28 protein-coding genes are annotated in these 26,650 nt (G+C 37.2%); 21 read left to right on the top strand and 7 right to left on the bottom strand.

The features are described 5' to 3' along the window. The 3 genes from IBX42_RS03170 to IBX42_RS03160 form a co-directional block, all read left to right on the top strand. Positions 1–391, top strand: a 391-nt coding sequence (locus IBX42_RS03170; RefSeq protein ID WP_294928685.1) for a hypothetical protein, incomplete at its 5' end; no start/stop codon positions are given. 365 nt (positions 392–756) lie between these two features. Then, positions 757–1,968, top strand: coding sequence for an outer membrane protein transport protein (locus IBX42_RS03165; RefSeq protein ID WP_294928682.1), 1,212 nt, complete (start codon positions 757–759; stop codon positions 1,966–1,968). A 164-nt stretch (positions 1,969–2,132) separates the two neighbouring features. Further along, the gene (locus IBX42_RS03160) at positions 2,133–2,717 is read left to right on the top strand and encodes a DUF302 domain-containing protein (RefSeq protein WP_294928680.1); all 585 of its coding nucleotides are present in this window, start codon (positions 2,133–2,135) and stop codon (positions 2,715–2,717) included. Between the two features lie 57 nt (positions 2,718–2,774). On the opposite strand, the gene purM is transcribed toward IBX42_RS03160, so the two are convergent. From purM to IBX42_RS03145, 3 genes are all read right to left on the bottom strand, one after another. Further along, a complete protein-coding gene (gene purM, locus IBX42_RS03155; protein ID WP_294928677.1) occupies positions 2,775–3,770 on the bottom strand; it encodes a phosphoribosylformylglycinamidine cyclo-ligase in 996 nt (331 codons plus the stop codon). A gap of 70 nt (positions 3,771–3,840) precedes the next feature. Then, on the bottom strand, positions 3,841–4,023 hold the full coding sequence (locus IBX42_RS03150; protein ID WP_294928674.1) for a DUF2892 domain-containing protein: 183 nt from the start codon (positions 4,021–4,023) through the stop codon (positions 3,841–3,843). Positions 4,024–4,148: 125 nt separating this feature from the next. Then, a complete protein-coding gene (locus IBX42_RS03145) occupies positions 4,149–5,486 on the bottom strand; it encodes an FAD-dependent oxidoreductase (RefSeq protein WP_294928671.1) in 1,338 nt (445 codons plus the stop codon). 158 nt (positions 5,487–5,644) lie between these two features. On the opposite strand from IBX42_RS03145, the gene IBX42_RS03140 reads away from it, so the two are divergent. Genes IBX42_RS03140 through dapF form a run of 3 tightly spaced genes read left to right on the top strand, consistent with a single transcriptional unit; the run spans position 5,645 to position 7,580 of the window. Beyond that, positions 5,645–6,190: a spermidine synthase gene (locus tag IBX42_RS03140; protein ID WP_294928668.1), complete on the top strand. Its 546-nt coding sequence runs from the start codon at positions 5,645–5,647 to the stop codon at positions 6,188–6,190. Beyond that, positions 6,190–6,792 carry a dephospho-CoA kinase gene (gene coaE, locus IBX42_RS03135; RefSeq protein WP_294928665.1) on the top strand — a complete coding sequence of 201 codons (603 nt, stop codon included), beginning with the start codon at positions 6,190–6,192 and terminating at the stop codon, positions 6,790–6,792. Before IBX42_RS03140 ends, coaE begins: the two co-directional genes overlap by 1 nt. Next, on the top strand, positions 6,789–7,580 hold the full coding sequence (gene dapF / locus IBX42_RS03130; RefSeq protein ID WP_294928662.1) for a diaminopimelate epimerase: 792 nt from the start codon (positions 6,789–6,791) through the stop codon (positions 7,578–7,580). The genes coaE and dapF overlap by 4 nt, the downstream gene beginning before the upstream one ends. On the opposite strand, the gene prfA is transcribed toward dapF, so the two are convergent. Both prfA and rpsT read right to left on the bottom strand, forming a co-directional pair. Then, a complete protein-coding gene (gene prfA / locus IBX42_RS03125) occupies positions 7,577–8,644 on the bottom strand; it encodes a peptide chain release factor 1 (RefSeq protein WP_294928659.1) in 1,068 nt (355 codons plus the stop codon). The genes dapF and prfA overlap by 4 nt on opposite strands. 14 nt (positions 8,645–8,658) lie before the next feature. Then, positions 8,659–8,919: a 30S ribosomal protein S20 gene (gene rpsT, locus IBX42_RS03120; protein ID WP_294928656.1), complete on the bottom strand. Its 261-nt coding sequence runs from the start codon at positions 8,917–8,919 to the stop codon at positions 8,659–8,661. A gap of 145 nt (positions 8,920–9,064) precedes the next feature. Between rpsT and glmM the strand changes: the two genes are divergently transcribed. From glmM to IBX42_RS03050, 14 genes are all read left to right on the top strand, one after another. After that, a complete protein-coding gene (glmM, locus tag IBX42_RS03115; protein WP_294928653.1) occupies positions 9,065–10,405 on the top strand; it encodes a phosphoglucosamine mutase in 1,341 nt (446 codons plus the stop codon). Continuing rightward, positions 10,398–10,868, top strand: a complete 471-nt coding sequence (lspA, locus tag IBX42_RS03110) for a signal peptidase II (RefSeq protein ID WP_294928650.1) — start codon at positions 10,398–10,400, stop codon at positions 10,866–10,868. The genes glmM and lspA overlap by 8 nt, the downstream gene beginning before the upstream one ends. Positions 10,869–11,102: 234 nt before the next feature. Next, on the top strand, positions 11,103–12,404 hold the full coding sequence (tig, locus tag IBX42_RS03105; RefSeq protein WP_294928646.1) for a trigger factor: 1,302 nt from the start codon (positions 11,103–11,105) through the stop codon (positions 12,402–12,404). A gap of 4 nt (positions 12,405–12,408) precedes the next feature. Next, positions 12,409–12,999 carry an ATP-dependent Clp endopeptidase proteolytic subunit ClpP gene (gene clpP / locus IBX42_RS03100; RefSeq protein ID WP_294928643.1) on the top strand — a complete coding sequence of 197 codons (591 nt, stop codon included), beginning with the start codon at positions 12,409–12,411 and terminating at the stop codon, positions 12,997–12,999. Between the two features lie 18 nt (positions 13,000–13,017). Next, positions 13,018–14,064 carry a GGDEF domain-containing protein gene (locus IBX42_RS03095; RefSeq protein ID WP_294928640.1) on the top strand — a complete coding sequence of 349 codons (1,047 nt, stop codon included), beginning with the start codon at positions 13,018–13,020 and terminating at the stop codon, positions 14,062–14,064. A gap of 17 nt (positions 14,065–14,081) precedes the next feature. Then, the gene (gene def, locus IBX42_RS03090; RefSeq protein WP_294928637.1) at positions 14,082–14,609 is read left to right on the top strand and encodes a peptide deformylase; all 528 of its coding nucleotides are present in this window, start codon (positions 14,082–14,084) and stop codon (positions 14,607–14,609) included. Between the two features lie 83 nt (positions 14,610–14,692). Continuing rightward, on the top strand, positions 14,693–15,604 hold the full coding sequence (locus tag IBX42_RS03085) for a magnesium chelatase domain-containing protein (RefSeq protein WP_294928634.1): 912 nt from the start codon (positions 14,693–14,695) through the stop codon (positions 15,602–15,604). Between the two features lie 27 nt (positions 15,605–15,631). Further along, positions 15,632–17,359 carry a Tn7-like element transposition protein TnsE gene (locus IBX42_RS03080; protein WP_294928631.1) on the top strand — a complete coding sequence of 576 codons (1,728 nt, stop codon included), beginning with the start codon at positions 15,632–15,634 and terminating at the stop codon, positions 17,357–17,359. Positions 17,360–17,666: 307 nt separating this feature from the next. Continuing rightward, positions 17,667–17,915 (top strand): hypothetical protein, encoded by a 249-nt coding sequence (locus IBX42_RS03075; RefSeq protein WP_294928628.1) that lies wholly within the window; start codon positions 17,667–17,669, stop codon positions 17,913–17,915. A 2-nt stretch (positions 17,916–17,917) separates the two neighbouring features. Further along, positions 17,918–18,199, top strand: a complete 282-nt coding sequence (locus IBX42_RS03070) for a hypothetical protein (RefSeq protein WP_294928625.1) — start codon at positions 17,918–17,920, stop codon at positions 18,197–18,199. A 281-nt stretch (positions 18,200–18,480) separates the two neighbouring features. Continuing rightward, positions 18,481–19,518, top strand: a complete 1,038-nt coding sequence (locus IBX42_RS03065; protein WP_294928624.1) for a P63C domain-containing protein — start codon at positions 18,481–18,483, stop codon at positions 19,516–19,518. Between the two features lie 19 nt (positions 19,519–19,537). Further along, positions 19,538–20,431, top strand: coding sequence for a hypothetical protein (locus IBX42_RS03060; protein WP_294928622.1), 894 nt, complete (start codon positions 19,538–19,540; stop codon positions 20,429–20,431). Between the two features lie 189 nt (positions 20,432–20,620). Continuing rightward, on the top strand, positions 20,621–21,163 hold the full coding sequence (locus tag IBX42_RS03055; RefSeq protein WP_294928620.1) for a hypothetical protein: 543 nt from the start codon (positions 20,621–20,623) through the stop codon (positions 21,161–21,163). A gap of 350 nt (positions 21,164–21,513) precedes the next feature. Continuing rightward, entirely contained in the window at positions 21,514–22,296 is a 783-nt protein-coding gene (locus tag IBX42_RS03050) for an NERD domain-containing protein (protein ID WP_294928619.1), read from the top strand. A 357-nt stretch (positions 22,297–22,653) separates the two neighbouring features. Here the strand turns inward: IBX42_RS03050 and istB are convergent, their stop codons facing one another. After that, positions 22,654–23,427: an IS21-like element helper ATPase IstB gene (gene istB, locus IBX42_RS03045; RefSeq protein ID WP_294928617.1), complete on the bottom strand. Its 774-nt coding sequence runs from the start codon at positions 23,425–23,427 to the stop codon at positions 22,654–22,656. A 23-nt stretch (positions 23,428–23,450) separates the two neighbouring features. After that, complete coding sequence (istA, locus tag IBX42_RS03040) at positions 23,451–24,992, bottom strand: IS21 family transposase (RefSeq protein ID WP_294928615.1); 1,542 nt, start codon at positions 24,990–24,992, stop codon at positions 23,451–23,453. 227 nt (positions 24,993–25,219) lie between these two features. On the opposite strand from istA, the gene IBX42_RS03035 reads away from it, so the two are divergent. Then, positions 25,220–26,362 (top strand): HNH endonuclease, encoded by a 1,143-nt coding sequence (locus IBX42_RS03035; protein ID WP_294928613.1) that lies wholly within the window; start codon positions 25,220–25,222, stop codon positions 26,360–26,362. The last annotated feature ends 288 nt before the right edge of the window (positions 26,363–26,650 follow it).

Below are 26,650 nucleotides of genomic sequence, written 5' to 3'. Positions count from 1 at the left end.
GAGCCAAAACAAAGTAGAGCTTCCAAATAGTGAGCTTTACAATAGTTCTTATGCGCTCAATGAGAAGATCTTTGAGGCAAAAGACGCGCAGGAGATAGCGCAAGAGATAAAGAAACAGAAAATCAGCAATACCATAGAAGCAAAAGAGGCAAAGGCGTTCTTAGAGGAGAGCAGTGGGCGTCTCTATGGCGGACTTAGCCAAGGCGTGCTCAATCTTGAAGCACAAAAAAATATTGTAAAAGGTATGCCAAAAGAGAGAAATGCGCAGAAGCATCCTGAGTGCAGAGTTTTAGAAAACGGCTCAGGTTATGAGATAAAAGGCGCAAAAAATCTAAAACTCTACAGCAATCGAAAAATTGTAGAACTAAAAGAGAGAGTGCTTTTTCATTAATATTACTCTTTTGCGCCTATTTACGGTCTCTTGGGTAATTTTACTTCATGTGTAATATAATTAAATTATTACATAAGTGTTACATAATTACACGTTATGATAATTTTATCACGCTTTGCAAACAATCGAAAAAAGATACTCCATATAACATCAACCATACTAAAATATACAAAAAACTTATATAAAAGCTAAATAGGGCGTTTTTTATAGCGTAGATTGATTTTAGTTATATGCAAAGATTATATATCTGGCAAATTAAAGATTATAGTTAAGCTTCCTTTATGCTTGTTTACTATTCGTTTAAGAAACGGTTAAAAATTACTCTCCTATAATGCTTACATTCTAAATTACTCGTAGGAGAGAAAATGAAAAGAACAATTAAACTTGCAGTGGTAGCTGCATTAGCTTTAGGTGCAACAAGTGCATTTGCAACAAACGGTTCAGCACTAATAGGTATGGGCGCAAAAACTCGCGGTATGGGTGGAGTAGGAATTGGTGTTGGTCATGGTGCGGAGTCAGCGTTATCTAACCCTGCTTTGATTACTACTATAAAATCTGACCATGAGATCTCTTTTGGCGGTATGGTTTTTATGCCGGATGTAGAGTACACAAATTATGCAGGAACTAGTGCGGAGAGTGATGCAGACTTTTTTGTTGTTCCATCAGTTTCTGTTGCAAATAAGGTAAATGATAACTTCTACTGGGGTGTCGGTATGTGGGGAACAGGTGGTCTCGGTGTTGATTACCGTGATGATGCAACCCACATGAATATGGTTACCTCCCTTCAAAATATGCAGTTCGGTGTGCCATTGGTATATACTACGAATGGTTTTGCTATAGGTGTGACACCAATAGTTCAATATACAGCATTAGATATTAATTATGTTATGCCAAATCTGGGTGGAAATTCAAATGCTGGCGATACAATAGGTGCCGGTGTTGCTGATGATGTAAGTCTTGGATACAACATTGGATTGGCGTATGAGACACAGGGAATTACACTAGGTGCTGTTTACAAATCTGAAGTAGAGAGTGATATAAAAGATGTTTTAAGCAATGCCTTACTCGGGATGGGAGTAGTTTATGATAATAATAAAATATCAGCTCCAGCTGAGATGGGTGTCGGTATCAGCTACAAGATGAATGAGCACACTATAGCACTTGACTATAAGATGATTTTATGGGAGGATGCTGAGACATACAAAGATTTTGGTTGGGAAGATCAAGATGTAATCGCTATCGGTTATGAGTATGCTACTGAGGGCTGGGCTGTTCGTGCAGGTTACCAATATGCAGAGAGTGCGGTGCAGGATAATGCAGGAAAAAATTTAACACTAGATACTGATATGTATCCAGGTGGTTTGACAAATATGTTTAATTTATTAGGATTTCCTGGAACAGAAGAGTCTCATATTACTTTAGGTGGAACTTATGCGTTTAATGAGACACTAACATTGGATTTAGCGGCAGTTTATGCTCTTGAAAACAAAGAGACATTTAAAGACTTTATGGGAAATGATATAGAAGCAAAACACTCTGAAACAAGCTACAGCGTTCAACTTAACTACGCGTTCTAAGAAATTCTCTTCACACACATGTAGCGTTCGCCCTTTGCGGCGGCGCTCTCTTTACAAAATCGGCAAAAAAATTTCAGTCAACTTACAGAATTGTGTGATATAATAATTAAACTCTTTATGTGATAAAAGTATCACGTAAATGCTACTTTAAAAGGAAATAAGATATGATGAAAAGATTATCACTAGGAATTTCAGCTGCTTTAATGGCTGTGTTATTTAGCGGCTGTACCATGATGAAAATGGGTACGACATTTATGGGCTTTGAGTCTGAGACTCAAGAGGCGTATGCTAAGATGATGGGCACTATCGGTGAGACCGGAGATCCTGCGCAGGCTATGATGCTTGAGTTTAAAGTTGTTGATGATGTAACTGAAGAAGAGGTCATAGAGTCTATTCAATCAGTAGCGCTTGAGTACAACATGATGGTTGTAGGCGAGAAAAATATGTTCAACCTAGAAGATGCAAAAGCTGACGAGGTAAAGCATGCAAGAATCATTGAGCTTTGTTCACTGAGCGTTGCTAAAAAGATGTTTAATCACTCACGCTACTACGGCGGATTTATGCCTTGTAGAATTGTGCTTGTAGAGTATGGAAATGGTAAAAGATACCTTATTACTATGGATATGACTCTAGCACTTTACGGTGGAACGGACAAAAAGCCGATTAATGAAGATCTTTTCAATGATATGCTAAGAGTTAAAGAAGCTATGGAGAAGATTCCTGAGAGAGCTGCAAAAGGCGATTTCTAAGTCTAAGCTCTACTCAAACAATGGAGGCTTTCTCCATTGTTTTTTAAACTAAACTTTTTAAACTAAAACCGCTTCTCTTTTCCCCTCTTTGATTTCACCGATAATGTAACCGTCTGTTTTAGAAAGAATAGTCTCTACGTTTTCATCTTTTACAACCAAAATCATACCGACACCCATGTTAAATGCTCTAAACATCTCATCTCTCTCTACATGCTGCGCAATAAGCTCAAAAATTGGAAGCACTCTGATAGAGTCTCTTTTTATCTCAGCTCTTAAATTCTCAGGAAGAACACGAGGAAGATTTTCAACTATTCCGCCGCCTGTGATGTGAGCAAGTGCGACTACGCTCTCTTTTATCTCTTTGAATGTTTTTACATAGATGCGTGTAGGCTCCAAAAGAGTCTCTATAAGAGGTTTGCCATCAAATTCGTCTTCAAACTTCATGCCCATCTTCTCGAACAGCACCTTTCTAGCTAAAGAGAAGCCGTTTGAGTGAAGTCCGGAACTTGGAAGCGCTATGAGTTTGTCTCCCGCTCTCACAAGTGATACTCTGTCCATCTCGCTCTTTTCTGCCACGCCGACTGCAAAACCGGCAAGGTCATAGTCGTCTTGCGAGTACATTCCCGGCATCTCTGCGGTTTCTCCGCCGATAAGCGCACATTCGCTTCTTCTGCAACCCTCTGCAATACCTGCTACAACATTTGTTGCGGTAGCAACGTCAAGTTTTCCGGTAGCATAGTAGTCTAAGAAAAAAGAGGGAGTACCGAAGTTGCATATGAGGTCATTTACGCACATAGCAACGAGGTCAATGCCTACGGTGTTGTGTATGCCTGAGTCGATTGCAAGTTTGAGTTTGGTGCCTACACCGTCGGTTGCAGCAAGCATGACGGGCTCTTTGAAGCCCTTTGGCAGCTCAAACGCTCCTGCAAAAGAGCCAATGCCGCCAAGAACGCCCGGAATTTGTGTAGATTTTACTAAAGGTTTGATGTTTTGGACAAAACTATTACCGGCATCTATGTCGACACCTGCGTCTTTGTAGCTTATTTGGCTCATTTAAGGCTCCAATATTAAAAGTATGAAATTATACCCCATCAGAGTTAAAGCCAGAGTTAAAGAGGAGTTCCTATTTGACTGAGCACTTTTTAGAGATAATGCAGAGTGGACAGAAGTTTACAATGCCTGCTATAAGAGGTAGAGCGCCGAGGTAAAACCAAGCGTTGCCAGTAATAAACCCTGTTGCGACAAGCGCTAAACCAGCCACTATTCTGATAACTCTACAGTTTTTTCTTATTTTGTCGTAATTCATTTTGATTCCATAATGTAAGGTGTATAACTTAAAATGATTTAAATTGTTATGTGATTGTACCCAAAAAAAATAGATAATTTTAGAAATACAAATAGAGAGCCAAAGTTTCTATCTTTGGCTCTCTATTATTTATCAAACATATCTGTGTAGAGAGCATCTGCCCAGTCGTAGATAGACTCTGCATTTACAACTCCATCTTTTTTCCAATCTTCGCTGCTTATGGTATTTGCAAAACTAAATATTGTGTTTTTATCGTATGCATACTCCGTATAGATATAGATTGCTCTCTCTGGCGCTATTGAGACGGCAGAAAAACAGCTTGTGACAGGTGTCTGCCACTTTAGTGGCTTTGTCTTATTTATCTTTTGGGCTATAAGAGAAGCAACATACCTTCCTTCGATATTTGAAGTATTTCCGGACTTTGAGAAGCCCATTGGACGGGAGTCTCCAGTAATATAGACATTTTTTGCGTCAATCGCTTCGTATGTAAGTTGATTTATGTGCGCCTCTAGTTTGTTTTTGGCATCTTTAGCAAGCCCTACACGTTCAAGAATTTTCGCACCTCTTACTTGTGGGTAAAAAGCGGCATCTTCAAACTCAAACTCTTCAAACTCGGTGTAGACCACTTTGTTGTCTAGGTCTATCTCTGCAATTTTTGCCGAGGGCACATACTCTAGGTAGTCCGCATAAAGCTCATCAAAAGCTGATTTAAACCCCTCTTCTTTAATGGTTATGCTGTTGTTCGCATCAAGCAGGATAACTTTTGCATTTAGTTTTTTCTGTTTGAAGTAGTCGGCTATGACACATGCTCTCTCATAGGGTGCCGGAAGACATCTGTAGTTTCCTGCCGGAACTGTGAGGATAAAATTACCGCCCTTGAAGTTTTTTATCTTGTTTTTTAGGGTTAGATGTTCAGAACCCGGCATAAACCCCGCAGGATATTCATGACGAAGTCTGTTTTCAAAAGCTATATCCGTTGTCCAGCGGGAGTAGTCATAATCAATACCCGGAGCAAATACAAGGTAGTCGTACTCTATGTAGCCGTTGCTTGTCTTTAAAATCCGGTTCTCTTTGTCAAGGTCTGTAGCGGTAGCCTGAAAGTATGTATAGTCGTTTTTTCTTGCCGCCTGAAGATAGTCGTGCGTTAAATATTCAAGTTCTACCTTGTCTACAAGCCATAGATTGCTTACCGGGCACGATATAAACTGATTTTTTTGTTCAACCAAAACAACATCTGCAGTTGGAGTAAATAATTTTGTATATTTTGCAATCGAGAGTCCGGACCATCCGCCGCCTACAACAACGACTCTAGGGTTTTTAGTATCCGGAAGCGGAGCTTTATAGTCCGTTAGTGAACTGCTCTTTGCCTCTTTTTTTGATTTAGATTCAGGATTAGCGCTAAGCGTAGAAGAAGCAAGTGCTAGGCCCGAGAGTGCTAATGCTTCTCTTCTTGAAATTGCCATTTAATAAATCCTTGTGTAAAAAGTGTGAAGATATTATCATTTTTTGACTTACCGAGAGCTTATTTTTAGCATAGGAAAAAGATGAAGTAGAATCATTATTATGTAAATTAAAACAAATATGCTAAAATCGCAGCAAAACAAATTTAGGAATTTTAAATATGAGAGATTTTATTTACACTGAAATGATGGTACATGTACCAATGTGTACATCTAAAGAGGCAAAAGATATTTTAATAATAAGCGATGATGCGCAAAAACTGAGCCAAGAAGCCACAAGACACAAAGAGGCAAATGTTAAAGTTGTAGGATGTTCTCTTAATGAGATTAGTTCTTTAGACGATGATAGCTATGATGTAGTAATATCTGAAATGGGAAATGATGCCGCACTTTTTTCTCATCTGAACCGTATTTTGAAAAAAGATGGAGTGTTTGTTACAAAGCACCCCTCTCTTGACAGCGCAGAGGAGAACAAGAGTTTGATTAGTATGCTTGGAAAATTTTTCAAAATCATCATGCCGTACAATATTGGCGATGGAACAACGGCGCTTTTGGCTTCAAAAGAGTACCATCCCACAGCCGACATAAATCTTCAGCGTGCAGATATGATTGATGGACTGAGCTACTACAACAGCGATATTCACCCTGCGGCATTTGCGATGGGTAACTATATTCGCAAAGAGTATTTAGGGATCATCAAAAACTAATGGCGTTTAAGTATGCTATAGCACTCACCGGAGGAATCGCTACGGGCAAGAGTACTGTAGCTTCTCTGCTCGCGCTTAATGGCATGAGAGTTATAGATGCCGACACCATATCTCATGAGATTTTGGACGCTTCATGTGAGTGGGTTAGAGAGAATTTCGGGGATGAGTTTGTTGATGGCTCAAAGGTAAACAGAGCAAAGCTCGGTCAACTCATCTTTTCAAACAGTGAGGCGAAAAAGAAGCTTGAAGAGTTTTTGCATCCAAAAATAAGAGCGGAGATAGAGCGAAGAAGTAAAAAACAAGACAGCTTTAAATTTCCATATCTTATTGACATTCCGCTCTTTTTTGAAAACAGTGCTTACGATATAAAAGAGAGCGTTGTCGTATATGTTCCCAAAGATATTCAGCTAGAGAGATTTATGAAGCGAAACGGCTACCCTAAAGAGGAGTCGCTTAGACGAATAGAGTCTCAGATGGATATAGAGGAGAAGAGAAAAAGAGCGACTTGGGTAATAGACAACTCAAAAGACTTAAAGCATCTTCAGCGTGAGTGCGAAGAGTTTGTTGATAAGATAAAAGCCAAATATCTGGAGAAAAAATGATAGTTTCAAAATATAGCGCAAACGGAAATGATTTCGTAATTTTTCATACCTTTGTTAAAAAAGATAGACATTCTCTTGCAAAAAAACTTTGCCATAGACAAGACGGCGTGGGTGCTGATGGTCTGATAGTCCTTGTTCCAAAAGATTCCAAAGAGCGTGAATATGATTTTCAAGGAAACCAATCGAAGATTGATTTTGAGTGGCAGTTTTACAACTCTGATGGAAGCGAAGCGGAGATGTGCGGAAACGGCTCACGCGCATGTGCTCACTACGCTTTCGCCAATGAGCTTGCACCTAGCAAAATGAGTTTTTTGACTATTGCAGGAGTTATAAATGCCGAGGTTGAGGCATCAGACGCAAAGGGCGGAATGGTTTTGAGCGAGCTGACCCCTCCTCAAATACTGGAGACAAATATAGAGCACAACGGCAAAAGATGGTTTAAGATAAATACGGGAGTTCCGCATCTTGTGCATGTAACGCAAAATATTGAAGAGTTTGATATGGCAGAAGCCAGAGAACTAAGACAGAAGCACAATGCAAATGTAAATATAGTTTTCGTTGATGGCAAAAACTTACGTGTTAGAACCTATGAGCGTGGCGTGGAGGATGAAACTCTTGCATGTGGAACGGGAATGGCGGCATCTTTTTATATAGCATACAAAGAGGGTTTGGTCTCAAACAATATCGAGGTTTATCCAAAAAGCGGTGATACCCTTTATCTCGGTGTAAATGAGAGAAGTATTACGTTTAAGGGAGAAGTGAAAAGGGTGTTTACGGCAGAGGTCTAAAGACCAGCTGCCTCGACGATTTTTGCTTGATGGTCTGCAATTAACGGCTCTATTATCTCATCTAGAAGCCCGCCTTGCATGATTTCTGCAAGTCTATAGAGCGTTAAGCCAATTCTGTGGTCGGAGATACGATTTTGCGGATAGTTGTATGTTCTGATTCTTCCGCTTCTATCTCCCGTTCCAACCTGTGCAGAACGGTTCGCAGTATCTTTTGCAAGTGCTTCTTGCATCTCCAGATCATAAAGTCTTGCTTTTAAGACCTTCATCGCCTTTTCTCTGTTTTTGTGTTGCGATTTTTGGTCTTGGTTTGTTACGACTAAGCCGGTAGGTAAGTGCGTAATTCTAACCGCAGAGTCGGTCGTGTTTACGCTTTGCCCGCCACATCCGCTTGAGCGCATAACGTCGACTTTGAGATCATTTTCATTAATCTCTATCTCAACATCATCAACTTCTGCCATGACGGCAACAGTAATAGCAGAGGTATGTACTCGCCCTTGCGATTCTGTTGCGGGAACACGCTGAACACGGTGTGTTCCGCCTTCATATTTCAGCCTGCTATAGACCTGATCGCCTTTAATAAGAGCAATAATCTCTTTGTATCCGCCTGAGTCTGAAGGAGATGAGCTCATTATCTCAATTTTCCACCCTTTAATATCCGCATAGCGCGTATACGCTTCAAAAAGATTTCCAACAAAGATTCCAGCTTCATCGCCGCCTGCTCCCGCGCGAAGCTCTACGATGATATTTCTATCGTCGTTTGGATCTCTTGGAAGCAGCAGGAGTTTGATGTCGTTTTCAAGTTGAGGAACTTTTGGCTCAAGTGATTTAAGCTCCTCTTTTGCCATCTCAAACATGTCGGAATCGCCAAGCATAGCTTTTGCATCTGCAATTTCTGCAAGCAGGGCTTTATACTCTCTTGCCTTTTCTACCATCGGTAAAAGTGAAGATTGTTCTTTTGAGAGAGCGGTCATTCTCTTGATATCAGAGGTTATGTCAGGAGAGCTTAGCAGTTTGCCAAGCTCTTCATAACGGTTGATAAACGAGGTAAGTTTATCGGATAACATTTATAGTGTTAACCTTATAGTGCGTTTACAGCTCTGTGTAGACGACTAATCTTTCTAGCAGCAGTCTCTTTTTTTAAGACACCCTTGCTTACAAATTTTTGAATTTGTTTGTTTGCTACTGTCATTGCCGACGCGGCTTCTTCTTTATTACCTGCAGTTACTGCAGAACGAACATCTTTTACAATGTTTTTAAGACGAGTTCTGTAAAAACGATTACGCTCGCAACGAACGATTGTTTGGCGAATTCTCTTAATTGATGACTTGTGATTTGCCATGCATGAGTCCTTCTCATATAAATTTAGTGCGCAATTCTAGCTTAAAGATAATTAAAATTAAGTTAAAGACAAGGTGAATGAGAACAATTTAAATATTATTGATTAAATATGTTAAAATACAGCACTTAAATATTATGGAATTGCAATGAAACTATTTGGAACTGATGGAGTAAGAGGTGAAGCTGGAAGTTTTTTAACTGCAGAACTCGCTATGAAAGTAGCTATGGCTGCTGGGATTTACTTTAAGGCGCACTCAAAAACTAACAAGATATTGGTCGGAAAAGATACACGCAGAAGTGGCTACATGATAGAGAATGCGATTGTGAGCGGACTGACTGCGATTGGGTATGATGTGATTCAAATCGGTCCTATGCCGACACCTGCCATTGCATATATAACTGAAAATATGCGTTGTGATGCGGGAATCATGATAAGTGCTTCACACAACTCTTTTGAAGATAACGGAATCAAATTTTTTGACGGCTGCGGAGATAAGCTCTCTCACAGTGTTGAAGAGGAGATAGAGAAAATTTACCACAACAGCGAACTTCTTCAAGATGCACATGTGCGCGGTAAAGAGATAGGCAAGGCAAAGAGAATTGATGATGTTGTAGGGCGTTATATAGTACAGCTTAAAAACTCTTTTCCAAGAAATCTCTCCCTAAAAGACATAAGGATAGTTCTTGATACGGCAAACGGTGCGGGCTATGTTGTAGGACCAACCGTTTTGGAAGAGCTCGGAGCTGACGTTATATTTTTGCACAACAAGCCAGACGGCTTTAATATAAACGAGGGTTGCGGTGCGCTTCACACAAAAGATCTCTGCGAGGGCGTCGTAAAATATAGAGCCGATCTTGGAATCGCGCTTGATGGAGACGCTGACAGAGTCGTGATAGTCGATGAAAATGGAGAAGTTGTAGATGGAGACCAGTTACTGGGTGCTCTTGGGGCGTACATGAACGACAAAGGTACTCTAAGGGGCAAGGGAATCGTCTCAACCGTTATGAGCAATAAAGCACTGGATGATTTTATGGGCGAAAAAGGGTTAAAGCTTCTGCGCTCTGATGTCGGCGATAAAAATGTTTTGGAGCTGATGAAACAAGAGGGAATCAATTTTGGCGGCGAGCAGAGCGGACACGTAATAATAAGCGACTTTGCAAAAACCGGAGACGGGCTTGTCTGCGCACTTCAGGTTCTTGCACTTCTTATAGAGACCAAGCAGAAGGCTTCAAAAGCACTTCGACCGTTTAAACTCTATCCGCAAAAATTGGTAAACATCAATGTAAAAGTTAAAAAACCTATCGGCGAGATAGAGGGAGTCGCACAGAAGTTGGAGGAGCTAGAGAGAGAAGGGCTGCATCATCTCATCCGCTACTCAGGGACTGAGAATAAACTGCGGGTTCTTCTGGAGTGCAAAGATGCTAAAAAAATGAACCGTTATATGGATGAGATGGTAGAATTTTTTCAAAAAGCCTTAAATGCATAAGAGAACAATTCGCCTACTGGCAATACTTTTTTTTACGATGGCGGGTATCTTTATAATAGATCAAAATATAAAGTCCCTTTTTATCGATGGATGGAGATATTACGGTGAGTGTATCGACCTCATTTTAGTCTACAACAAAGGTGTGGCATTTTCAATGTTTGCATTCTTGGACGGAGCGCTTAAGTATATTCAGCTGGTGCTTATTTTTGGTGTTTTTGGATACATAATTTATCTAAAACAGCTCTGTTATGCTATACCTGCCGGGCTACTTTTAGGTGGAGCGGTCTCAAATATATATGACAGATTTGTTCATGAAGGGGTCGTAGATATGGTCTACTGGCACTGCGGATTTGACTTTGCGGTATTTAATTTCGCAGACGTCATGATAGATGTGGCGGTAGTTTGGATTTTATTGCTCAATTTTAAACCAAAACTTTGCAAAATGGACTCTAAAGATAGATAAAAGCAGATTTAGGGTAATATTACCGAAATTATAAAACAATAACTGATGTTATGCACTTTTATGAAGGGTGCGTAAAACACTTTGAAATTCTCGAAAAACAAAGTTTTTCGTAGCTTTTAGGTATGCTAACCAATGGCATACTCCATGGCAAGGGGGTTGTAGGGACATCTGTCCCTGCCACTAAAACGGACGAGTTCGTTTTAGTGCGTAACATCAGATAAATAAAGGAAATTGATGAAAATCAAAACGAACAAAATCAATAGTGCAAACGCTCAGATAGAAGCCCAAATTCCAAAAGAGACTATAGAGGCAAACATAGAGAAAATAGCTAAAAACTTAACAAAAACCGCTTCTGTTCAGGGTTTTAGAAAGGGCAAAGTTCCTGTAGCCGTAGTGAAAAAGCAATACGGAGAGCGTCTGGTTCAAGATGCTGAAGCAGAGGCACTGCGCGAAGTTTTAAACAGAGGACTTGATGAGCTTAAAGTAGCTATGGATGCACTAATCGGTGAGCCGAATATCTCAAAATTTGTAAAAAATGCGGACAATATCGAGGTAACTGTTAAGGTTGCTATGAGACCTGAAATCAATCTTGATAGCTACAGAGATATGGTTGAGAGTTTTGAGAAGCCTGTTATAACTGATGAGCAGGTAACTGAGAGATTAGAGAAAATTGCTGATTCTCAAGGAAAGTTTGTTGACTTAAAGAAAAAAAGAGCAGCAAAAGACGGTGACAGCACTATTATTGATTTTGAGGGCTCGATTGACGGGGAGCTATTCGAGGGCGGAGCAGCACAAGAGTTTGCATTGGTTCTTGGTTCAGGTCAATTTATTCCAGGCTTTGAGGAGCAGATAGTTGGAATGAAAATCGGAGAAGAGAAGGTCGTAAAAGTTACTTTTCCAGAGAGTTACGGTTCTGACACACTAGCAGGCAAAGATGCTGAGTTTAAAGTAACTCTTCACAATATTCAAGAGAAGGCAAAAGTAGAAATCGATGATGCACTTGCTGAAAAAATGCTTGCGGGACAAGATGACAAAAGCTTGGAGAACCTTAAAAAACAGGTAAAAGCTCAGCTAGAGAATGAAGCACTTGCAAAACTATATAACGAAGAGATGAAACCTATGCTATTAGAGACTTTTGTAACTAAGTTTGATTTTGATCTTCCTGAGTTTGTGGTTGAGCAGGAGATTGATGTCTCTCTCAATAAAAAAGCAAGCACAATGAGCGAAGATGAGATAAATGAGCTTCGTGAAGATGCAGCTAAGCTTGAGGCGCTTCGTGAGACTTTCCGTGAAGACGCACAGAGAAGCGTAAGAGCTACGTTTATTATTGATGCACTTGCTACTGCTGAGAGCGTTAAAGTAGATGAGAGCGAAGTGATGCAGACTATCTATTATGAAGCAATGCAGATGGGGCAGGACCCTAGAATGGCATATGACAAATATAAAGAGGCTGGTTATTTACCTGCTATTCAAATGTCAATGGTTGAGGATAAAGTGCTTACACAGATCCTTAACTCAAAGATAAAAGAAGCATAATCAGATGAGTTATGTTCCTTATGTAGTTGAAAAAACAGCCCGCGGCGAGCGCTCTTATGATATTTATTCACGTCTTTTAAAAGACAGAATTATAATGCTAAGCGGAGAGGTTAATGATGCAGTTGCTTCATCAATTGTAGCACAGATGCTATTTTTAGAAGCCGAAGATCCTGAGAAGGATATATATTTTTATATAAATTCTCCGGGCGGAGTCGTAACAGCAGGAATGGCAATATACGATACTATGAACTATATCCATCCCGATATAGCAACTATATGTGTCGGTCAAGCCGCATCAATGGGGGCATTTTTACTCTCAAGCGGAGCAAAAGGGAAGAGATATGCACTCCCTCATGCAAGAATTATGATTCACCAACCTCTTGGAGGAGCTCAGGGTCAGGCTACGGATATAGCTATTCAGGCTAAAGAGATTCTTAGAATGAAAGAGGAGCTAAACGAGATTTTGGCAGCAAATACGGGCCAAGACATTAAACAAGTCGAAAAAGATACCGATAGAGATAACTTTATGAGTGCCAAAGAGTCAAAAGTGTACGGAATGATCGACGAAGTGTTGTTGAAAAAAAGTAAAGATTAGGTAGCTAAAGGAGTTGGTATGTCAGGAGCTTTAAGAAGTAGACGTCGTAGCGTTGCGGATGGTAAACCCACTGCAGCAGTGACGGATAAAGAGACAGTGGAAGAACCGGAAGGAGAGCTAGAAGCTTATTCAAAAGAGGTTTTAAATGCCTTAATGAAGGATGGTCTGCCGCCAACTCCAAACAACTTCTCTCTCTATTTTGACAGACTGCTTGAAGAGAAGAGCCAAAGTACCCGCAATCACATAGTTTCTGTTCTTGAGCTAGAAGAGAGCAACGAGGATGAGAACTCCATTATGCTAGAGCAGAGTCTCAAGCAGGGTTTTTCATCCATAAAAAATATTTTAGGGGTTACGGCAAACCTCTATAAAAATATGTCTTTAATGACTAAAATATTGGATAAAAGAAGACAAGAGCTTGAAGATAGTTCTGAAAATCAAGCCGTAAGAGGTGTTGCGGCATCTCTAGAGTCTGACATATCAAAGCTTAATGCAATTTTAAAAAAACAGAGCAGCACAATTAAGACTACATATGACGAAACTGCCAAGATAATAAAAAATGTTGAGAATGAGACCATTTTTGACAATCAGTACGGCGTTTATAACAAACGTTACCTAATGACGAAAATCGAACAAGAGATTGAGCTTATTAAAAAGTTTAAACATAAAAGCTCTCTTATTATGATTGAGCTCGCACGTGACCTAAAAGCAAGCGTTAACAACGAAAAAGCGATTATGCTTATGACAAAAACGGTTGCGAGACTTCTTTTAAAAACTTCAAGAAGAAGCGATACTGTGGCTCACTACGGTAATGGTGTATTTACAATGCTTCTAAAGCATACGGATATAGAGAGTGCAAAAAAAGCAAGCGAGAGGTTGTGTGAACTTGTCTCAAACTCTAACTTCTTTTTAGCAGACCGCGAAATTCAGCTTAAAATATCAATAGGCATTACTGATGTTACCCAGAACCACTCTGTGGAGGAGATTATAGTAAGCTCGATGGACGGTGTTGAAAAGGCTTATGAAAACCCAAATCTGGACTATGCTGTTTTGCTTAGAAACAGCTAGTATTACTTATATAGAAAATGAAGTTAACAATAGTAGAATACCCGGATAAAAGACTAAAAGAGAAGTCTAAAAGTGTCGTAAAGTTTGACCAAGAGCTCCACAGACTCCTGGATGAAATGTATAAGACAATGGTAGGCTCCAACGGAATAGGTCTTGCTGCAATCCAGGTCGGCCATGCAAAAAGAGCGCTTATTTTAAATATTCCCGATGAAGACGATGAACAATCAATCGATACGCTTGTTGAGATGATAAACCCCGTTATTACCCAGACAAGCGGAGTGACGACTTATCAGGAGGGATGCCTTAGCGTTCCGAGTTTTTATGAAGATATTGATAGATATGAGAGCATAACCGTTAATTATCAAGATAGGGACGGTAATACAAAAAGAATAGAAGCGTATGGACTGCTAAGTATTGCTATCCAACATGAAATAGACCATCTAGAGGGTGTTCTGTTTATAGATAAACTCTCATACTCAAGAAGAAAGAAATTTGAAAAAGAGTATAAGAGAGTACAAAAAGAGAAAAAGCTCTCTAAATCATAACTTTTTTATTGCAAACTGCTATATTTTGTAACGAATAATCATACTAGTAGTACAATGGTATCAATTTAACAGAGGTTGATGTTATGAAAATGGTTTCCTGCGCCACCTATGAGGGCATAGAAGCAAAAGTCGTACATGTCGAATCTACGCTCACAAAGGGACTTCCCTCTTTTAGTGTGGTTGGGATGGCAAGTGCTTCCATAAATGAGGCAAAAGAGCGCGTAAAATCTGCACTACTGAGTAACGAATTTATCTTTCCACCAAAAAGAATCACCATAAATCTTGCCCCGAGTGATGTTAAAAAAGAGGGGAGTCAATTTGATTTGAGCATTGCCCTCTTAATCGCGCTTGATTATCTCGAGGATGATCTGAGCGAGTGGTTTGTTTTTGGAGAATTGGGGCTTGATGGAGCCGTAAAAGAGAATATCCAGCTCTATCCGCTTATGCTCTCTCTTGCAAATCAAAAAATTATCAAAAAAGCGGTTGTTCCTTTTGAGAGCTTGGAGAAACTATCTAAGATACCAAACATAGAGTTTTATGGGGTTAAAAGATTGGATGAAGCGATAGAACTTCTTAAAAACTATGCAAATGCGCTGCCAAATTGCACTTATAAAAAGATAGATTATCCAAGTTATGTAATTGATGAAGAGGAGTACTATTTTGATGAGGGGTATAAAGAGGATTTTTTAGATGTTAAGGGGCAAGAAGTTGCAAAGAGAGCTGCGCTTATAAGCGCAGCGGGATTTCACAACCTGCTTCTTGAGGGAAGTCCCGGTTGTGGAAAAAGTATGATTGCGCAAAGATTGCGATACATCTTACCTCCTCTTAGCAGTGATGATATTTTAGAAATTGCAAAACTTGATGCTCTTGAAGCCAAAGAGCCTGAGTTCAGACCTCTTAGAAGCTTTCGTGCTCCTCATCACTCATCAACTACGGCAAGTATATTTGGAGGGGGATGTCATTTATCACAATTAATGCGACTTTACCATAACTAATGCGACTTAAATCACAAGGAGAGCTACATGAGAATTTCAGATTTTACAATAGATAACTTGCCGGATGGAGAACACTTAGTAGTTTGGTATAACAACGTTAACCATTTCAACATTAAAACGCAAGATTTTTACATAATATTCATTATAAAAAATTTAAAAACAAAAGAGTTTAAAATTATATACAGGAATATAAAAGAATCACCTGATATCTCTCTTGGATCTATAATATATAATAAAAGCGTAACAAGCAAATCTATTGGCGAAGAATTTATATCAATTATTGACGTACCCAAACATGATGCACTATTTACTATGAAACGAGAAAGTTTGGATTTTTATAAAGATGAAGAATATTTTTCACTCCCTGAGGACATCCCCCTTACAATACATACATATAATTTGCTAAAAAGAAGTAGAGAGCAAAGATTATTGGAATATACTGATATTGATGGTAACAAGATACTATTTCCATCATATGTAATAGCTCAATATTATTATTATCGTTCATCGTCCATGTCTAAACAAGTTATGGCACATTATATAACTAATGAAACAGCATTAAAGGGTTTGTATAAAAGTTATAGTAGGGATGAAGATGGAAATGCATCAATAGTTTTAAAACCAAATGCATGTGCTAGTGATGGGGCTGAAATATTTAGATTCGCAGTTGATGAGTATGCTAATTATAACTTTCATCGTGTATATAAAGATTTAGCGAAAAGTAAAAGAGAAATTGATGCAGATTTAAAAGAATTAAAGATTAACCCTACCCATAATACTGCTGCACTCAGTGCATTATTTCCTTTTTATGATTTAGCATATATTCGTTACAGAGGAGTTGTGTTATCAGATGATAGAATATTGGCGTTAGAGATACTAGCTGAAGATTCTAAGTATCCTTTTGAAAAATTAACAATCTATAGACAAAGTAAAAAAATCGGAGCAAATCCTATAAAACTTGGAAGCATAGAGAATACGCTAGATAGCAATATATCAGGCGTGATTAATGATAGGGTACCAAGTGGTATATTTACCCCTGTTGATATATATTCAGAACCTAAAGAAGACGGTCGAATAGATTTAAAAGATAAAGAAGTTACCTATGAAATACTTGATTTTGAAGAAGAAGTAGATGAAATCCAAACTACGGATAAAGTTGATTATGAAACGGATGTCAGTTTCACTGAGTCTGAATCATCTGGCGATATTGATACTGCACAAGCAGATATTGAAACGGATGTCTTTACTAAACCAGATGGATGGGATGAAAAAGAAAGACCTGGACTTGAAGCCTTTTTATCTATGTTAGGTACAGCACAAGAAAAAGCTGAGAAGAAAGATATGGTATTCAATTATTTCGTGAATGATGAACAAATGCTTCCTCAAAAACCCAAAAGCAGTAAGGGTCGCAATCAGTGGTCAAAATCCCTCCTCGTTGATAATACAACACCACGAGCATACTCTTGTGCTTTTATAGAATATAGCGGTAAGCATGTCTGCGTATTTGATGTAGAGAGAGATAGCCGCGTTAAAGGTTTGTCTATTTTAATAATAGCTATGAACAACAATACTCCTATTAGTGATAGCTTAATCAAGAATATTTTACTTGATTTTGTGCAAGAAAAAGGCTCGTGGTTGCAGAAAATTAGCATTGATAGGTTTAAGAAGAAGAATATAAATCATCCAGGGGATATTAGTAAGAATGGCATTGATGGGTGGGCTGATAGATTATTGAAATCTATAAAAGATATATAAGTCCAAGAAATGCTTCGTAAAATTGAAGATGTGAGCTAGATAAAACAGATTTTTGATTATAAAATTTTTATATTAATTATGTTGGCACAGAGGCGGATATTACGCATTGTTAATATAAAAAAATAGGATACAACCAACTTTTAATCAAAGTTTAGATATAATTGGCGCAGGTTTCTAAAAGTAAATTTAGAATAGGATGATTCTCTTTAAAACACGGGATTATTGCATTTTAAATCTAAATAATAGCTTAAGACATATTATTTCAAGACTACTTTTAGTCTCCTAATAAACATTAAGGAGCCTATAAATGGCAAAACAAACATCTGGGGCTATGTCCTCAACAGCAGCAAAGGTGATGAGCAATAAAAGCTCATCTGATATTCAACGTAAGCTTGCAGGTTCTGCACTTTCGCAAACTGGCAATAAAAAAGTTACGAGTGAGAAAATGGAAACAATAGCTTCCAAGGTTATGCAAAGCGATAAGTACAACTCAGCGACTAAAGGATTGGCTGCAAGCGTGTTGAGTCAGTCTACAAAAAAGTCTTGGGAGAAGTAATTATGGCTATTCAAGTTAAAAAATCTAATTTGCAGCAGGATAAGTATTCTTACACTTGGGACAGAGACAAAGGCGATGGTGAGTATGCTGGAAAGCTTGATGGCATCAAAGTTGATAAAGATGAAGGCTATGAGGTTTTGTATTTTATTCAAGCTTTAATGAATAAGCATAATTTAACAACATTGAAAGACATTTATAAAATAGAAGATCTTCTTCATAAACCAGCATTATCAGGTGTTGTTATGAGAGACAAGCTTATTGAGGTCATAGAGAAAAGACTTTAATATGAATTGAAACACGCTTGCTAGTATTGAGCAAGTGTGTTCACAAATAATTCTTAGTTGCACGATATTTTTAGGTTTGCAATAGCAGAGGTTCAACTTTTCTACCTATTGGTGTATCTTTATTTTTCACAATGGTATTTTTGAAAAAATTAAATGATATAGAAGGAAGAATAGAAATTTTAAAGAGTGAATGGAATTTAAATATATAAGATAAGCAGAACATTCTTTCACATAGCACGAAGAGGATAGTTGGGAATTATTTAGTAGAAAAAGGTTTATGAATGAGTAAAATATTGAAAGCTGAATATAGAGGCGAGATAGAATTAGGGGACATGAAAATGCCATGTGCTGTACTTGAAGATGGTACGAGAGTAATAAGTGAAGCAGGAATAATAAAAAATCTTGGATCTGTTGGTGGGAAAAATTATAAGCTAAGAGCAAAAGATGACAAAAATCATGACATAGGACCTCTACCTTTATTTATATCTTCAAAAGCGCTAGAACCCTTTATAGATGGGATTTTTGAGCCATTGGACCTGATTCCAATAGAGTATACAACTGATGGTAAAAACAAACTTCAGGGATACAGCGCGACAATTATTCCAAAAGTGTGTGAAGTGTGGTTAAAAGCACGAGAACATAATATGCTACAGGCTTCGCAGCTACCAAAAGCACTTAAAGCAGAAATTCTTATGCGTGCTCTCGCAAAGCTTGGAATTACGGCATTAATAGATGAGGCTACAGGATATCAGTACGATAGAGAAAAAGATGAATTACAAAAGATATTAAAAGCTTATATAAGCGAAGAACTTCTGCCTTGGCAAAAAAGATTTCCTGATGAGTTTTATCGAGAACTTTTCAGGCTAAATGGTTGGGATTTTAATGTTCATGGAATTAAAAAAAGACCAGGAGTAATTGGAACATGGACTAATCGGCTTGTTTATGACGGGTTACCAAATGGAGTTAAAGAAGAACTCAAGCAGCAAGTTCCTAAAAGCGACGCAGGGAATAAAACAGTACGTATGCATCAATTCTTAACAGAGGAAATTGGAAACCCACACTTAAAGAGTCAGATTGATCAAATACTTACTCTTTTTCGACTATCTGACAACATGAAAGAGGTATGGCATAATTTTGAAAAATTAAAGGACAGAAAAAAAGGTCAGTTTGAACTACCTTTTCAATTTAATGAAAAAGGGCACACTGTCGAGCCAGCCAAGCAAGTTGTATCATCTGAGAATAATAATATTTTTCAAGAGTCTCCGAATGCCAGAATGAGTAAAAGTAAACAAGGCAAAATACGACCTAAATTGTTTTGATAATTATAGGTTTTTTTATATGGAATATTTAGATAAATTAATAATCGGGTTTCTACTTTTCTTAATTACGTCAATTTTTACTTACTTATTTAAAATGAGGCAACTATATGCTGTTTCGCCAAAATTATTCAAGATTACCCCGATATCTGAGAAAGGTTCTCTATGTGAAGTAATAATTTTTAATAAAGGCAATCAGGTTGAAGAACAAATATATCTTGATCTTGATTCTGAACTAAAGTTAGAACTTTTAGCTTCTAGTTGTTCCGGTATCAAACTTGATAAATCTGCTTTATCTATAAATCGTTTACATAAAGGCGAAGAAGCTTCTGCTTTATTATTAGTTGAAAATGGCGTGATAGATTATTCAAAACTTCTAAGACTAACATCAAAAGACACAACTGGAAAAATATTCAAGACATTAAATGATATACAGCCAAACTATGCAAAACTATTTTTATATATTGTTCTATTTATCTCTATCTTTCCAGGGCTTCATTATGGGACAAAAGGTTATGAACTGTATCAAAGCCATCGAGCAAATACAGAGTTACAAAAAATCTATAATTTAGGTTGGTCTAACTTGTCAGGTTACTATTCTTCAGATTTAAAAAAAAGTTATTCTAAGCAAGAGTTTCCCGTTTACTTTCTTGAAGTTAACCAAGAAGAATCAGCGTTAATGTTTGAAGCCTATAATAAAACAGCCATACCTTTTGAAATTACAATTAATGGAAAGTTTAGAAAGGAAAAGGATTATCGTTACTTTAAAAATATACCTATCTCTCCTATGTCAAAAACAAATTTCACAATACCAGTTCCAAAAAAAATTGATCAAGAAATCAAATATGAATATGAATTTTCTTTTAAATTTGGAAATGAATACTTGCATCGTATCACATATGTTTACTCACATTGATTATTACTGTCATGCAAAGAATTTAAGTTTTAGAAATGTTAACAGATGCTCTCCTGATCAATTTTACAGACTCGCCTTGGAATGCAGATGCTAGCATTGCAGGTAGTGCATTGTTGACCTAAGAATATGTTGTCTTGACATATTGGGGTGGTATAATATTAAAAATTACAAAAGTTTTGGAGTCGGTTTATGCATAATAATGGGAAAAGGTATAAGCAATTTGCCACAGGTCTGCAACAACCATTATTAGATTCATATATTGTAGATTTCAGACAAAGTATTGTTCTGCTTCAAGATAACATAGATAATAATGTCTTACTAAAGAATTATAGACTTGAACTTGCCATGAAAGAAAAAGTAGCTTATATAGACTTTCGAAAAATTCGTAATGCTAAAGATTTAGCTGAACATCTATTGGAACAGTATAAACAATTTTTTAACAATGCTACTGATTTCAAACTATCTCAAGATGATCATTATGCACTAGCTGATGTTTTAGATCTTTTTACAAAAGTAGATAATAAGCATGAGAATATTGTGATTTGGATGGATAATTTTACAGATATTTTCTCACTACAAGAGCATGGTTGGCTTTTTGGATTGCTAAGAGGAACATTCCAGCATCACCAGAATATTGCTTATGTCTTTACATCTGATTCAAAAGAAAAAGTCAATAAAATTTTTATGAATCATGATAATCCATTCTTAAAGTTTGCACGCATAATTCAATAGATCATTGTAGGTAGTGCATTGTTGACCTAAAAATATGTCTAGGCTTAGTTATTGGGGACAATCCTTACTTGTTATAAGATTTTTTATAATCAAATATACTTTAGTGCATATTTAGTATTTACTGCTACAATGTTATATGTTAAATAAACTAAAGAAAAAAATAGAAAATAACAATTTTTCAAATTTCACAAATGTTGAAATAAAGTATGATGAACTGATTGTATCTGCAAGCCAATTTATAGGCTATGACTCCATAAAAGAGCAAGTGGAAATTAGCCAATTAATAGATAATGATAAATACAAAATTGAGTACTTGAATAACAATATTATAAAGATTAAATTGAAGTAGTATGCTAAATGTGTCAGATATTTTAGCCCAATTCTTTCAGCTATGGTGGCTACTTCCAATAGCAGCAATAATTTTATTTGTAAAAAGTTCATTTGGAAAAGGTGTGATAGGTGAGGCATTTTTAAATCTTGTAATAAATATTAAACTCGACAAGAAAAAGTATCAACTACTGCGTGATGTAACACTATATACAGAAGATGGAACTACTCAGATAGACCATATAATCGTTTCTCAGTATGGAATATTCGTGGTTGAGACAAAGAACATGAAGGGTTGGATTTTTGGTGGTGAAAACCAAAAGTTTTGGACCCAAAATATTTATAAGAAAAAACATACTTTTCAAAACCCTCTCTATCAAAACTATAAGCATACAAAAACACTGGAAAAGCTACTTGATCTTGATAGCACTAAAATATTCTCAGTTGTTGTGTTTGTGGGTGATGCTACATTTAAAACTGACATGCCTGAGAATGTAGTATACCCTAGAGGACTATTTAGATTTATAGATTCTCACAATGAGGTTCTGTTTACACCAAGAGAGATGTGGCGCATTGTAGAAGATATTGAAGATGGTAGGTTGTCTAAAGGTTTTAAGACACATAGGGAGCATGTAAGTAATGTTAAAACTAGAGTGAATGAGAAGAAAACACAGAGTAATGTACTTATATGTCCTAGGTGTAGCAGTAACTTAGTCTTGAGAGTTGCTAAAAAAGGTGCGAATGTTGGCAACGAGTTTTATGGATGCTATAGTTATCCAAAATGTAAATTCACGAGGACTATATAAAATGAAATTTTTACTATTGCTTTTGCCTGTGTTGCTGCTCCCTGATGTAGGAATACTTACAAAGATAGTGGACGAGGACACGCTTTATTTTAAAACAAATGGTAAAAAAATAAAGTGCAGAATTGAATATTCGGAATAAGCAATATTCACCTAATATTTAGGAAATTGAGAGAAGCAATAAAATTACCAAGGTTTAAAATAATCCAAATGAATTGATTAAATAAAGCAACAAATCATCCAAGAAAAGGATATATGCATATAACGGTTTATCCGGACACCTCTGTCGGTTTCATTCGGACAGTTGAAGAAGAGATATTTTCTGTGGCGATATTTTAGCATAAGTGTCCGAATGATTTTTTATTTCTCTTGGATTTTTTCTAAAGATATACCATTTTCAATAGTAGATTTCATTTTTCTCATGGATGGGCCGCTGAGTTCAACTCTGTGAGAAGAGTGAACGATTCTGTCTAAAATAGCATCAGCAATTGTATTGTTGTTGAGATAGTTATACCATTCACTCACAGGTAGTTGTGAAGTGATAATTGTGGAGTTTATCTCCGTCCTATCTTCAATAATCTCAAAGAGATTTGTAGCATCATCATCTACCATTGGAGCCACTCCAAAGTCGTCAAGAATAAGCAGTTGAAATCTTGAGTATTTTTTTAAAAGATTTGTGTAAGTACCATCTATTCTAGAGAGCCTTATCTCTTCAAGTAGCGATGGTGTTCTTACATAATAGACCCTATAACTATCATATATGGCACGATTTGCAAGAGCTTGAGCGACATATGATTTACCTGTGCCCGTTTTCCCCGTAATGATGACATTTTGCTTGGCGTGGATAAAGCCAAGTGATGCCAGGGATAGTATCCGTGTTTTATTTATTTTTCTTCTTGCGTCATAATCTACTGCATCAAGGGACGCTTGTTTGTCTTTTATTTTTGAGAGTCGATGATTCATGGTTATTCGCTTATTGGCAAGAGAGATATCTTGTGCATCAAGGAGTTGGTATAGCCTCTCGTTAAAGCTCATAGAGTCGTAGTTTACATCTTCTATCTGATGCATATATGCCTCTTTAAAGCCTTTGTATCCAAGCTCTGTAAGTTTATTGATGATTGGTGTGTGATTCATGTTGTAGGATTCCTTTTGTTTTTTTATTTGTACTCATCCGCACCGCGGATATTAGTATGGGTATTAAAAAGTGATGGCTGCACGGGCGGTACATTGTTAGCACTCTTTGCAAGATAGAGTTTTTTATCAAGAATTGATTTGATAGACCTTGTGGTAATGGTTCTCATCCTGGCTGCATACATAAGTGCCAGCTCCAATTCTGTGTTTCCATAGAGTTTTGCAAGTGAGAGCACTGCTGATATTTTTCTATACGCTTGTGGATTATGTTCTACCTCTGCAAACGCATCTTCAACAAATACACAGCTATACTCTCCAATATTTTTAGCCCATGACCGTAGTCTGTCCGGATTCATCTTCTCATTTACATATTGATGTTCATTAGGCATATGTTCATACAGTGTAGATGTATCCCCAATGTGCCTTAGTCTTGGATGAGTAGCTATGAGTTTATGCTTATGATAGATTGAGACACTCTGCGTGGAGTATCTTAGCTCTACCTCCTCTTTGATGTATTTGAATGGTACAGAGTAGTTGCATTTTTCAAGAGTTACATGATAATCTTGATTTACTCGTGCGATTTTAAACTGCTTATAAACATAGTTGTTCATTGGAAGCGGGTTTAGATAGGGCTGGTCTATCTCTCTAAAGAGTTCAGATCTGCTTTTTTGCAAGTGTTTTACAATCTTGTCGTTGTATCTATCAAGCAGTTTTGCCAAAGCGTCATTGAGCTCATCCATACTGAAGAATTTATGATGACGAAACCTTGCGAGGATATATCTTTGAATCGCTTGCACACCTTGTTCAGCTTTGGACTTATCCTTAGGTTTATAGGGACGAGCCGGTTGTACTGCAACGCTGTAGTGACGATTAAGGTCGGCGTAGCTCTCATTTACAACAATTCCATTTTTATTATTAGAGATAATGGCGCTTTTGAGATTGTCGGGAACTACAACGCTGGGCACTCCTCCAAAGAAGTTGTAGCACATCACATGGGAGTAGATAAAATCCTCCTGTGTTTGAGAGTGCGTAGCGTGTACAAATGTATATCCACTGCCACCAAGCACTGCTACAAATATCTGTGCCTTGTGTGCCTCGCCTGTTCTTTGATCATAAATAGGCATAGTAAGCCCACTATAGTCCACAAACAGCTTCTCTCCTGCTAGATGGGTCTGTCTCATGGATGGATTTAGCATCTGTTTGTATTTGCGGTAATAGAAGCGAAATTGAGTATAGCTGTAGCCATTTGGGTTGGACTCTTTATACTCTTCCCAAAGTAGCTGTAGTGTAACCTTTGTTTTTTTACGAAGTTTCATCTCTTTGTGAATCAGACTCATATCGGGTATGGCTCTCTTTGAGCCAACATCCGTTATCTGTTCTCCAAAAAGCTTTAAGCGTAGCACATCATCATCAATCACATTGATCTGTTCAATATGCAACCCTGATACCTTGAATCTTTTGATGTAATCAGAGATAGTGCTTTTAGCCACTCCTGTTGCACCCTCTATTCTTCTTAGTGAGAGATTCATAACACTATGAAGTCTTAACACATCACGAACTTGTTTCATTGATATTGTCCTCATTTCAAACCTTTGTAAAATAATCTACAAAGAGTTTATTAAAATTTAGAAAATATCTCTTCAGCTTCGTTTAATTAAATTAAACTTAAGTGTCGGTTTTTACTCCAAAGTGTCCGAATCATTTCCGACACCACTGTCCGACTAGAACCGACATCACTGTCCAAACTCAACCGACATTAGTGTCCGATTTGAACCGTTTTTTGCAGGATATATCAATGATAAATAGCAATTGCGCATTGTGCAATGTTTTAATTACGAAAGAAAACAACTCCAAAGAACATATTATTCCAAATGCGATAGGTGGAAAAAAGAAGATTTTAAATTTTATTTGCGTTGACTGCAATAATAAATCAGGCAATGAATGGGAGTCTGATTTAACAGAACAATTAAGTTTTTTGTGCACTTATTTTGGAATAAAAAGAGATAGGGGAAATGTTCAATCTCACATCGTAACAACAACAGCAGGGGATAAGCTTCAACTTAATGCAAATGCTAGCATGAAAATTCATGAGCCAAAATATAATGAGACAAAAATAGATGATGGAGTTGAAATAAGTATTAGTGCTCGAACAATTAAAGAAGCAAAAAATATGCTGAAAGGGGTAAAAAGAAAATACCCCAATCTTAATCTTGAAGAACTTATGAAAAATGCTCAAGAAAAATCAAGTTATTGCAATGACACGATACAGCTGAAACTGTCCATTGGGGGACACCAAGCTGGTCGTTCAATTGTAAAGTCTGCACTTGCATTAGCCGTAGAATCTGGCATTAACCCAAAATCTTGTGAACATGCAATAGAGTACTTACTGCAAGAAAATGGTAGTCCATGCTTTGGATATTATTATGATAAAGATCCTCTGCTTAATCGCCCAGAGGGGGTGCCTCTTCATTGTGTATTTGTTAAAGGTAATACACAAACAAGACAGTTGCTTGGGTATATAGAGTTCTTTGGGGCATTTAGAATAGTTACTTGTCTATCTAGTGAATATGATGGTGATGAGTTTTCAAACTGCTATGCAATCAATCCTATAGAAGGTGAAATATTAGATATCAAAATAGAGCTAAATATTTCAAATTCTGATATAGAATCTATATATAACTATGAAATGTACTCATCTCAAGCCATTGAGGATGCTTTTAATAAAGTAGTTTCATTCCATCAGTCAGTATCTGCAAAAAAAGAGCAAGAACGAGTTATCCACGAAGTAATTACATATGCTTTTAAAAACTGTGGTGCAAAAGAAGGTGAGCAACTAACAGGAGCTCAAAGCCAGAAATTAACTAAATTAATTATGGAAAGGATGCAACCTTATTTAACGCATATTGGGAGCGTTCATAATTTTGTATCAATCGGGTAAAATAACATATACCCAAGGAAAGACATATGAAGCTATAAAAAATTCTATTTTAGCACAAGCTTTTCTTCATTCTATTTGTAATGTTTTTGGAGGAGAAGTAAGTTTATTAGACGAGACCGTTTAGAGTTTTGTGTCAGTAACCGATAGTTATAAAGTTATATCGTATCTTAACAATTTAGTTTGAAACTTAGAGAAAGTTCCAAAACCTACAGATTGTTGAACTTGAATCATATTCCGTTAATATTTAATATTTTATATGTTTTCGTTATAATGTTCCTTATATGAATA

The organism is Sulfurimonas sp., assembly GCF_014859695.1.
Classification (GTDB): Bacteria; Campylobacterota; Campylobacteria; order Campylobacterales; family Sulfurimonadaceae; genus Sulfurimonas.
The sequence above is the reverse complement of the archived record's forward strand: the minus strand, read 5'-3'. Positions and strand labels throughout refer to the sequence as shown.

Bases quoted from the DNA above. Each gene is read 5' to 3' on its own strand.
- IBX42_RS03165 (WP_294928682.1), top strand. From the start codon at position 757: ATGAAAAGAACAATTAAACTTGCAGTGGTAGCTGCATTAGCTTTAGGT.
- IBX42_RS03160 (WP_294928680.1), top strand. From the start codon at position 2,133: ATGATGAAAAGATTATCACTAGGAATTTCAGCTGCTTTAATGGCTGTG.
- purM (WP_294928677.1), bottom strand. From the start codon at position 3,770: ATGAGCCAAATAAGCTACAAAGACGCAGGTGTCGACATAGATGCCGGT.
- IBX42_RS03150 (WP_294928674.1), bottom strand. From the start codon at position 4,023: ATGAATTACGACAAAATAAGAAAAAACTGTAGAGTTATCAGAATAGTG.
- IBX42_RS03145 (WP_294928671.1), bottom strand. From the start codon at position 5,486: ATGGCAATTTCAAGAAGAGAAGCATTAGCACTCTCGGGCCTAGCACTT.
- IBX42_RS03140 (WP_294928668.1), top strand. From the start codon at position 5,645: ATGAGAGATTTTATTTACACTGAAATGATGGTACATGTACCAATGTGT.
- coaE (WP_294928665.1), top strand. From the start codon at position 6,190: ATGGCGTTTAAGTATGCTATAGCACTCACCGGAGGAATCGCTACGGGC.
- dapF (WP_294928662.1), top strand. From the start codon at position 6,789: ATGATAGTTTCAAAATATAGCGCAAACGGAAATGATTTCGTAATTTTT.
- prfA (WP_294928659.1), bottom strand. From the start codon at position 8,644: ATGTTATCCGATAAACTTACCTCGTTTATCAACCGTTATGAAGAGCTT.
- rpsT (WP_294928656.1), bottom strand. From the start codon at position 8,919: ATGGCAAATCACAAGTCATCAATTAAGAGAATTCGCCAAACAATCGTT.
- glmM (WP_294928653.1), top strand. From the start codon at position 9,065: ATGAAACTATTTGGAACTGATGGAGTAAGAGGTGAAGCTGGAAGTTTT.
- lspA (WP_294928650.1), top strand. From the start codon at position 10,398: ATGCATAAGAGAACAATTCGCCTACTGGCAATACTTTTTTTTACGATG.
- tig (WP_294928646.1), top strand. From the start codon at position 11,103: ATGAAAATCAAAACGAACAAAATCAATAGTGCAAACGCTCAGATAGAA.
- clpP (WP_294928643.1), top strand. From the start codon at position 12,409: ATGAGTTATGTTCCTTATGTAGTTGAAAAAACAGCCCGCGGCGAGCGC.
- IBX42_RS03095 (WP_294928640.1), top strand. From the start codon at position 13,018: ATGTCAGGAGCTTTAAGAAGTAGACGTCGTAGCGTTGCGGATGGTAAA.
- def (WP_294928637.1), top strand. From the start codon at position 14,082: ATGAAGTTAACAATAGTAGAATACCCGGATAAAAGACTAAAAGAGAAG.
- IBX42_RS03085 (WP_294928634.1), top strand. From the start codon at position 14,693: ATGAAAATGGTTTCCTGCGCCACCTATGAGGGCATAGAAGCAAAAGTC.
- IBX42_RS03080 (WP_294928631.1), top strand. From the start codon at position 15,632: ATGAGAATTTCAGATTTTACAATAGATAACTTGCCGGATGGAGAACAC.
- IBX42_RS03075 (WP_294928628.1), top strand. From the start codon at position 17,667: ATGGCAAAACAAACATCTGGGGCTATGTCCTCAACAGCAGCAAAGGTG.
- IBX42_RS03070 (WP_294928625.1), top strand. From the start codon at position 17,918: ATGGCTATTCAAGTTAAAAAATCTAATTTGCAGCAGGATAAGTATTCT.
- IBX42_RS03065 (WP_294928624.1), top strand. From the start codon at position 18,481: ATGAGTAAAATATTGAAAGCTGAATATAGAGGCGAGATAGAATTAGGG.
- IBX42_RS03060 (WP_294928622.1), top strand. From the start codon at position 19,538: ATGGAATATTTAGATAAATTAATAATCGGGTTTCTACTTTTCTTAATT.
- IBX42_RS03055 (WP_294928620.1), top strand. From the start codon at position 20,621: ATGCATAATAATGGGAAAAGGTATAAGCAATTTGCCACAGGTCTGCAA.
- IBX42_RS03050 (WP_294928619.1), top strand. From the start codon at position 21,514: ATGCTAAATGTGTCAGATATTTTAGCCCAATTCTTTCAGCTATGGTGG.
- istB (WP_294928617.1), bottom strand. From the start codon at position 23,427: ATGAATCACACACCAATCATCAATAAACTTACAGAGCTTGGATACAAA.
- istA (WP_294928615.1), bottom strand. From the start codon at position 24,992: ATGAAACAAGTTCGTGATGTGTTAAGACTTCATAGTGTTATGAATCTC.
- IBX42_RS03035 (WP_294928613.1), top strand. From the start codon at position 25,220: ATGATAAATAGCAATTGCGCATTGTGCAATGTTTTAATTACGAAAGAA.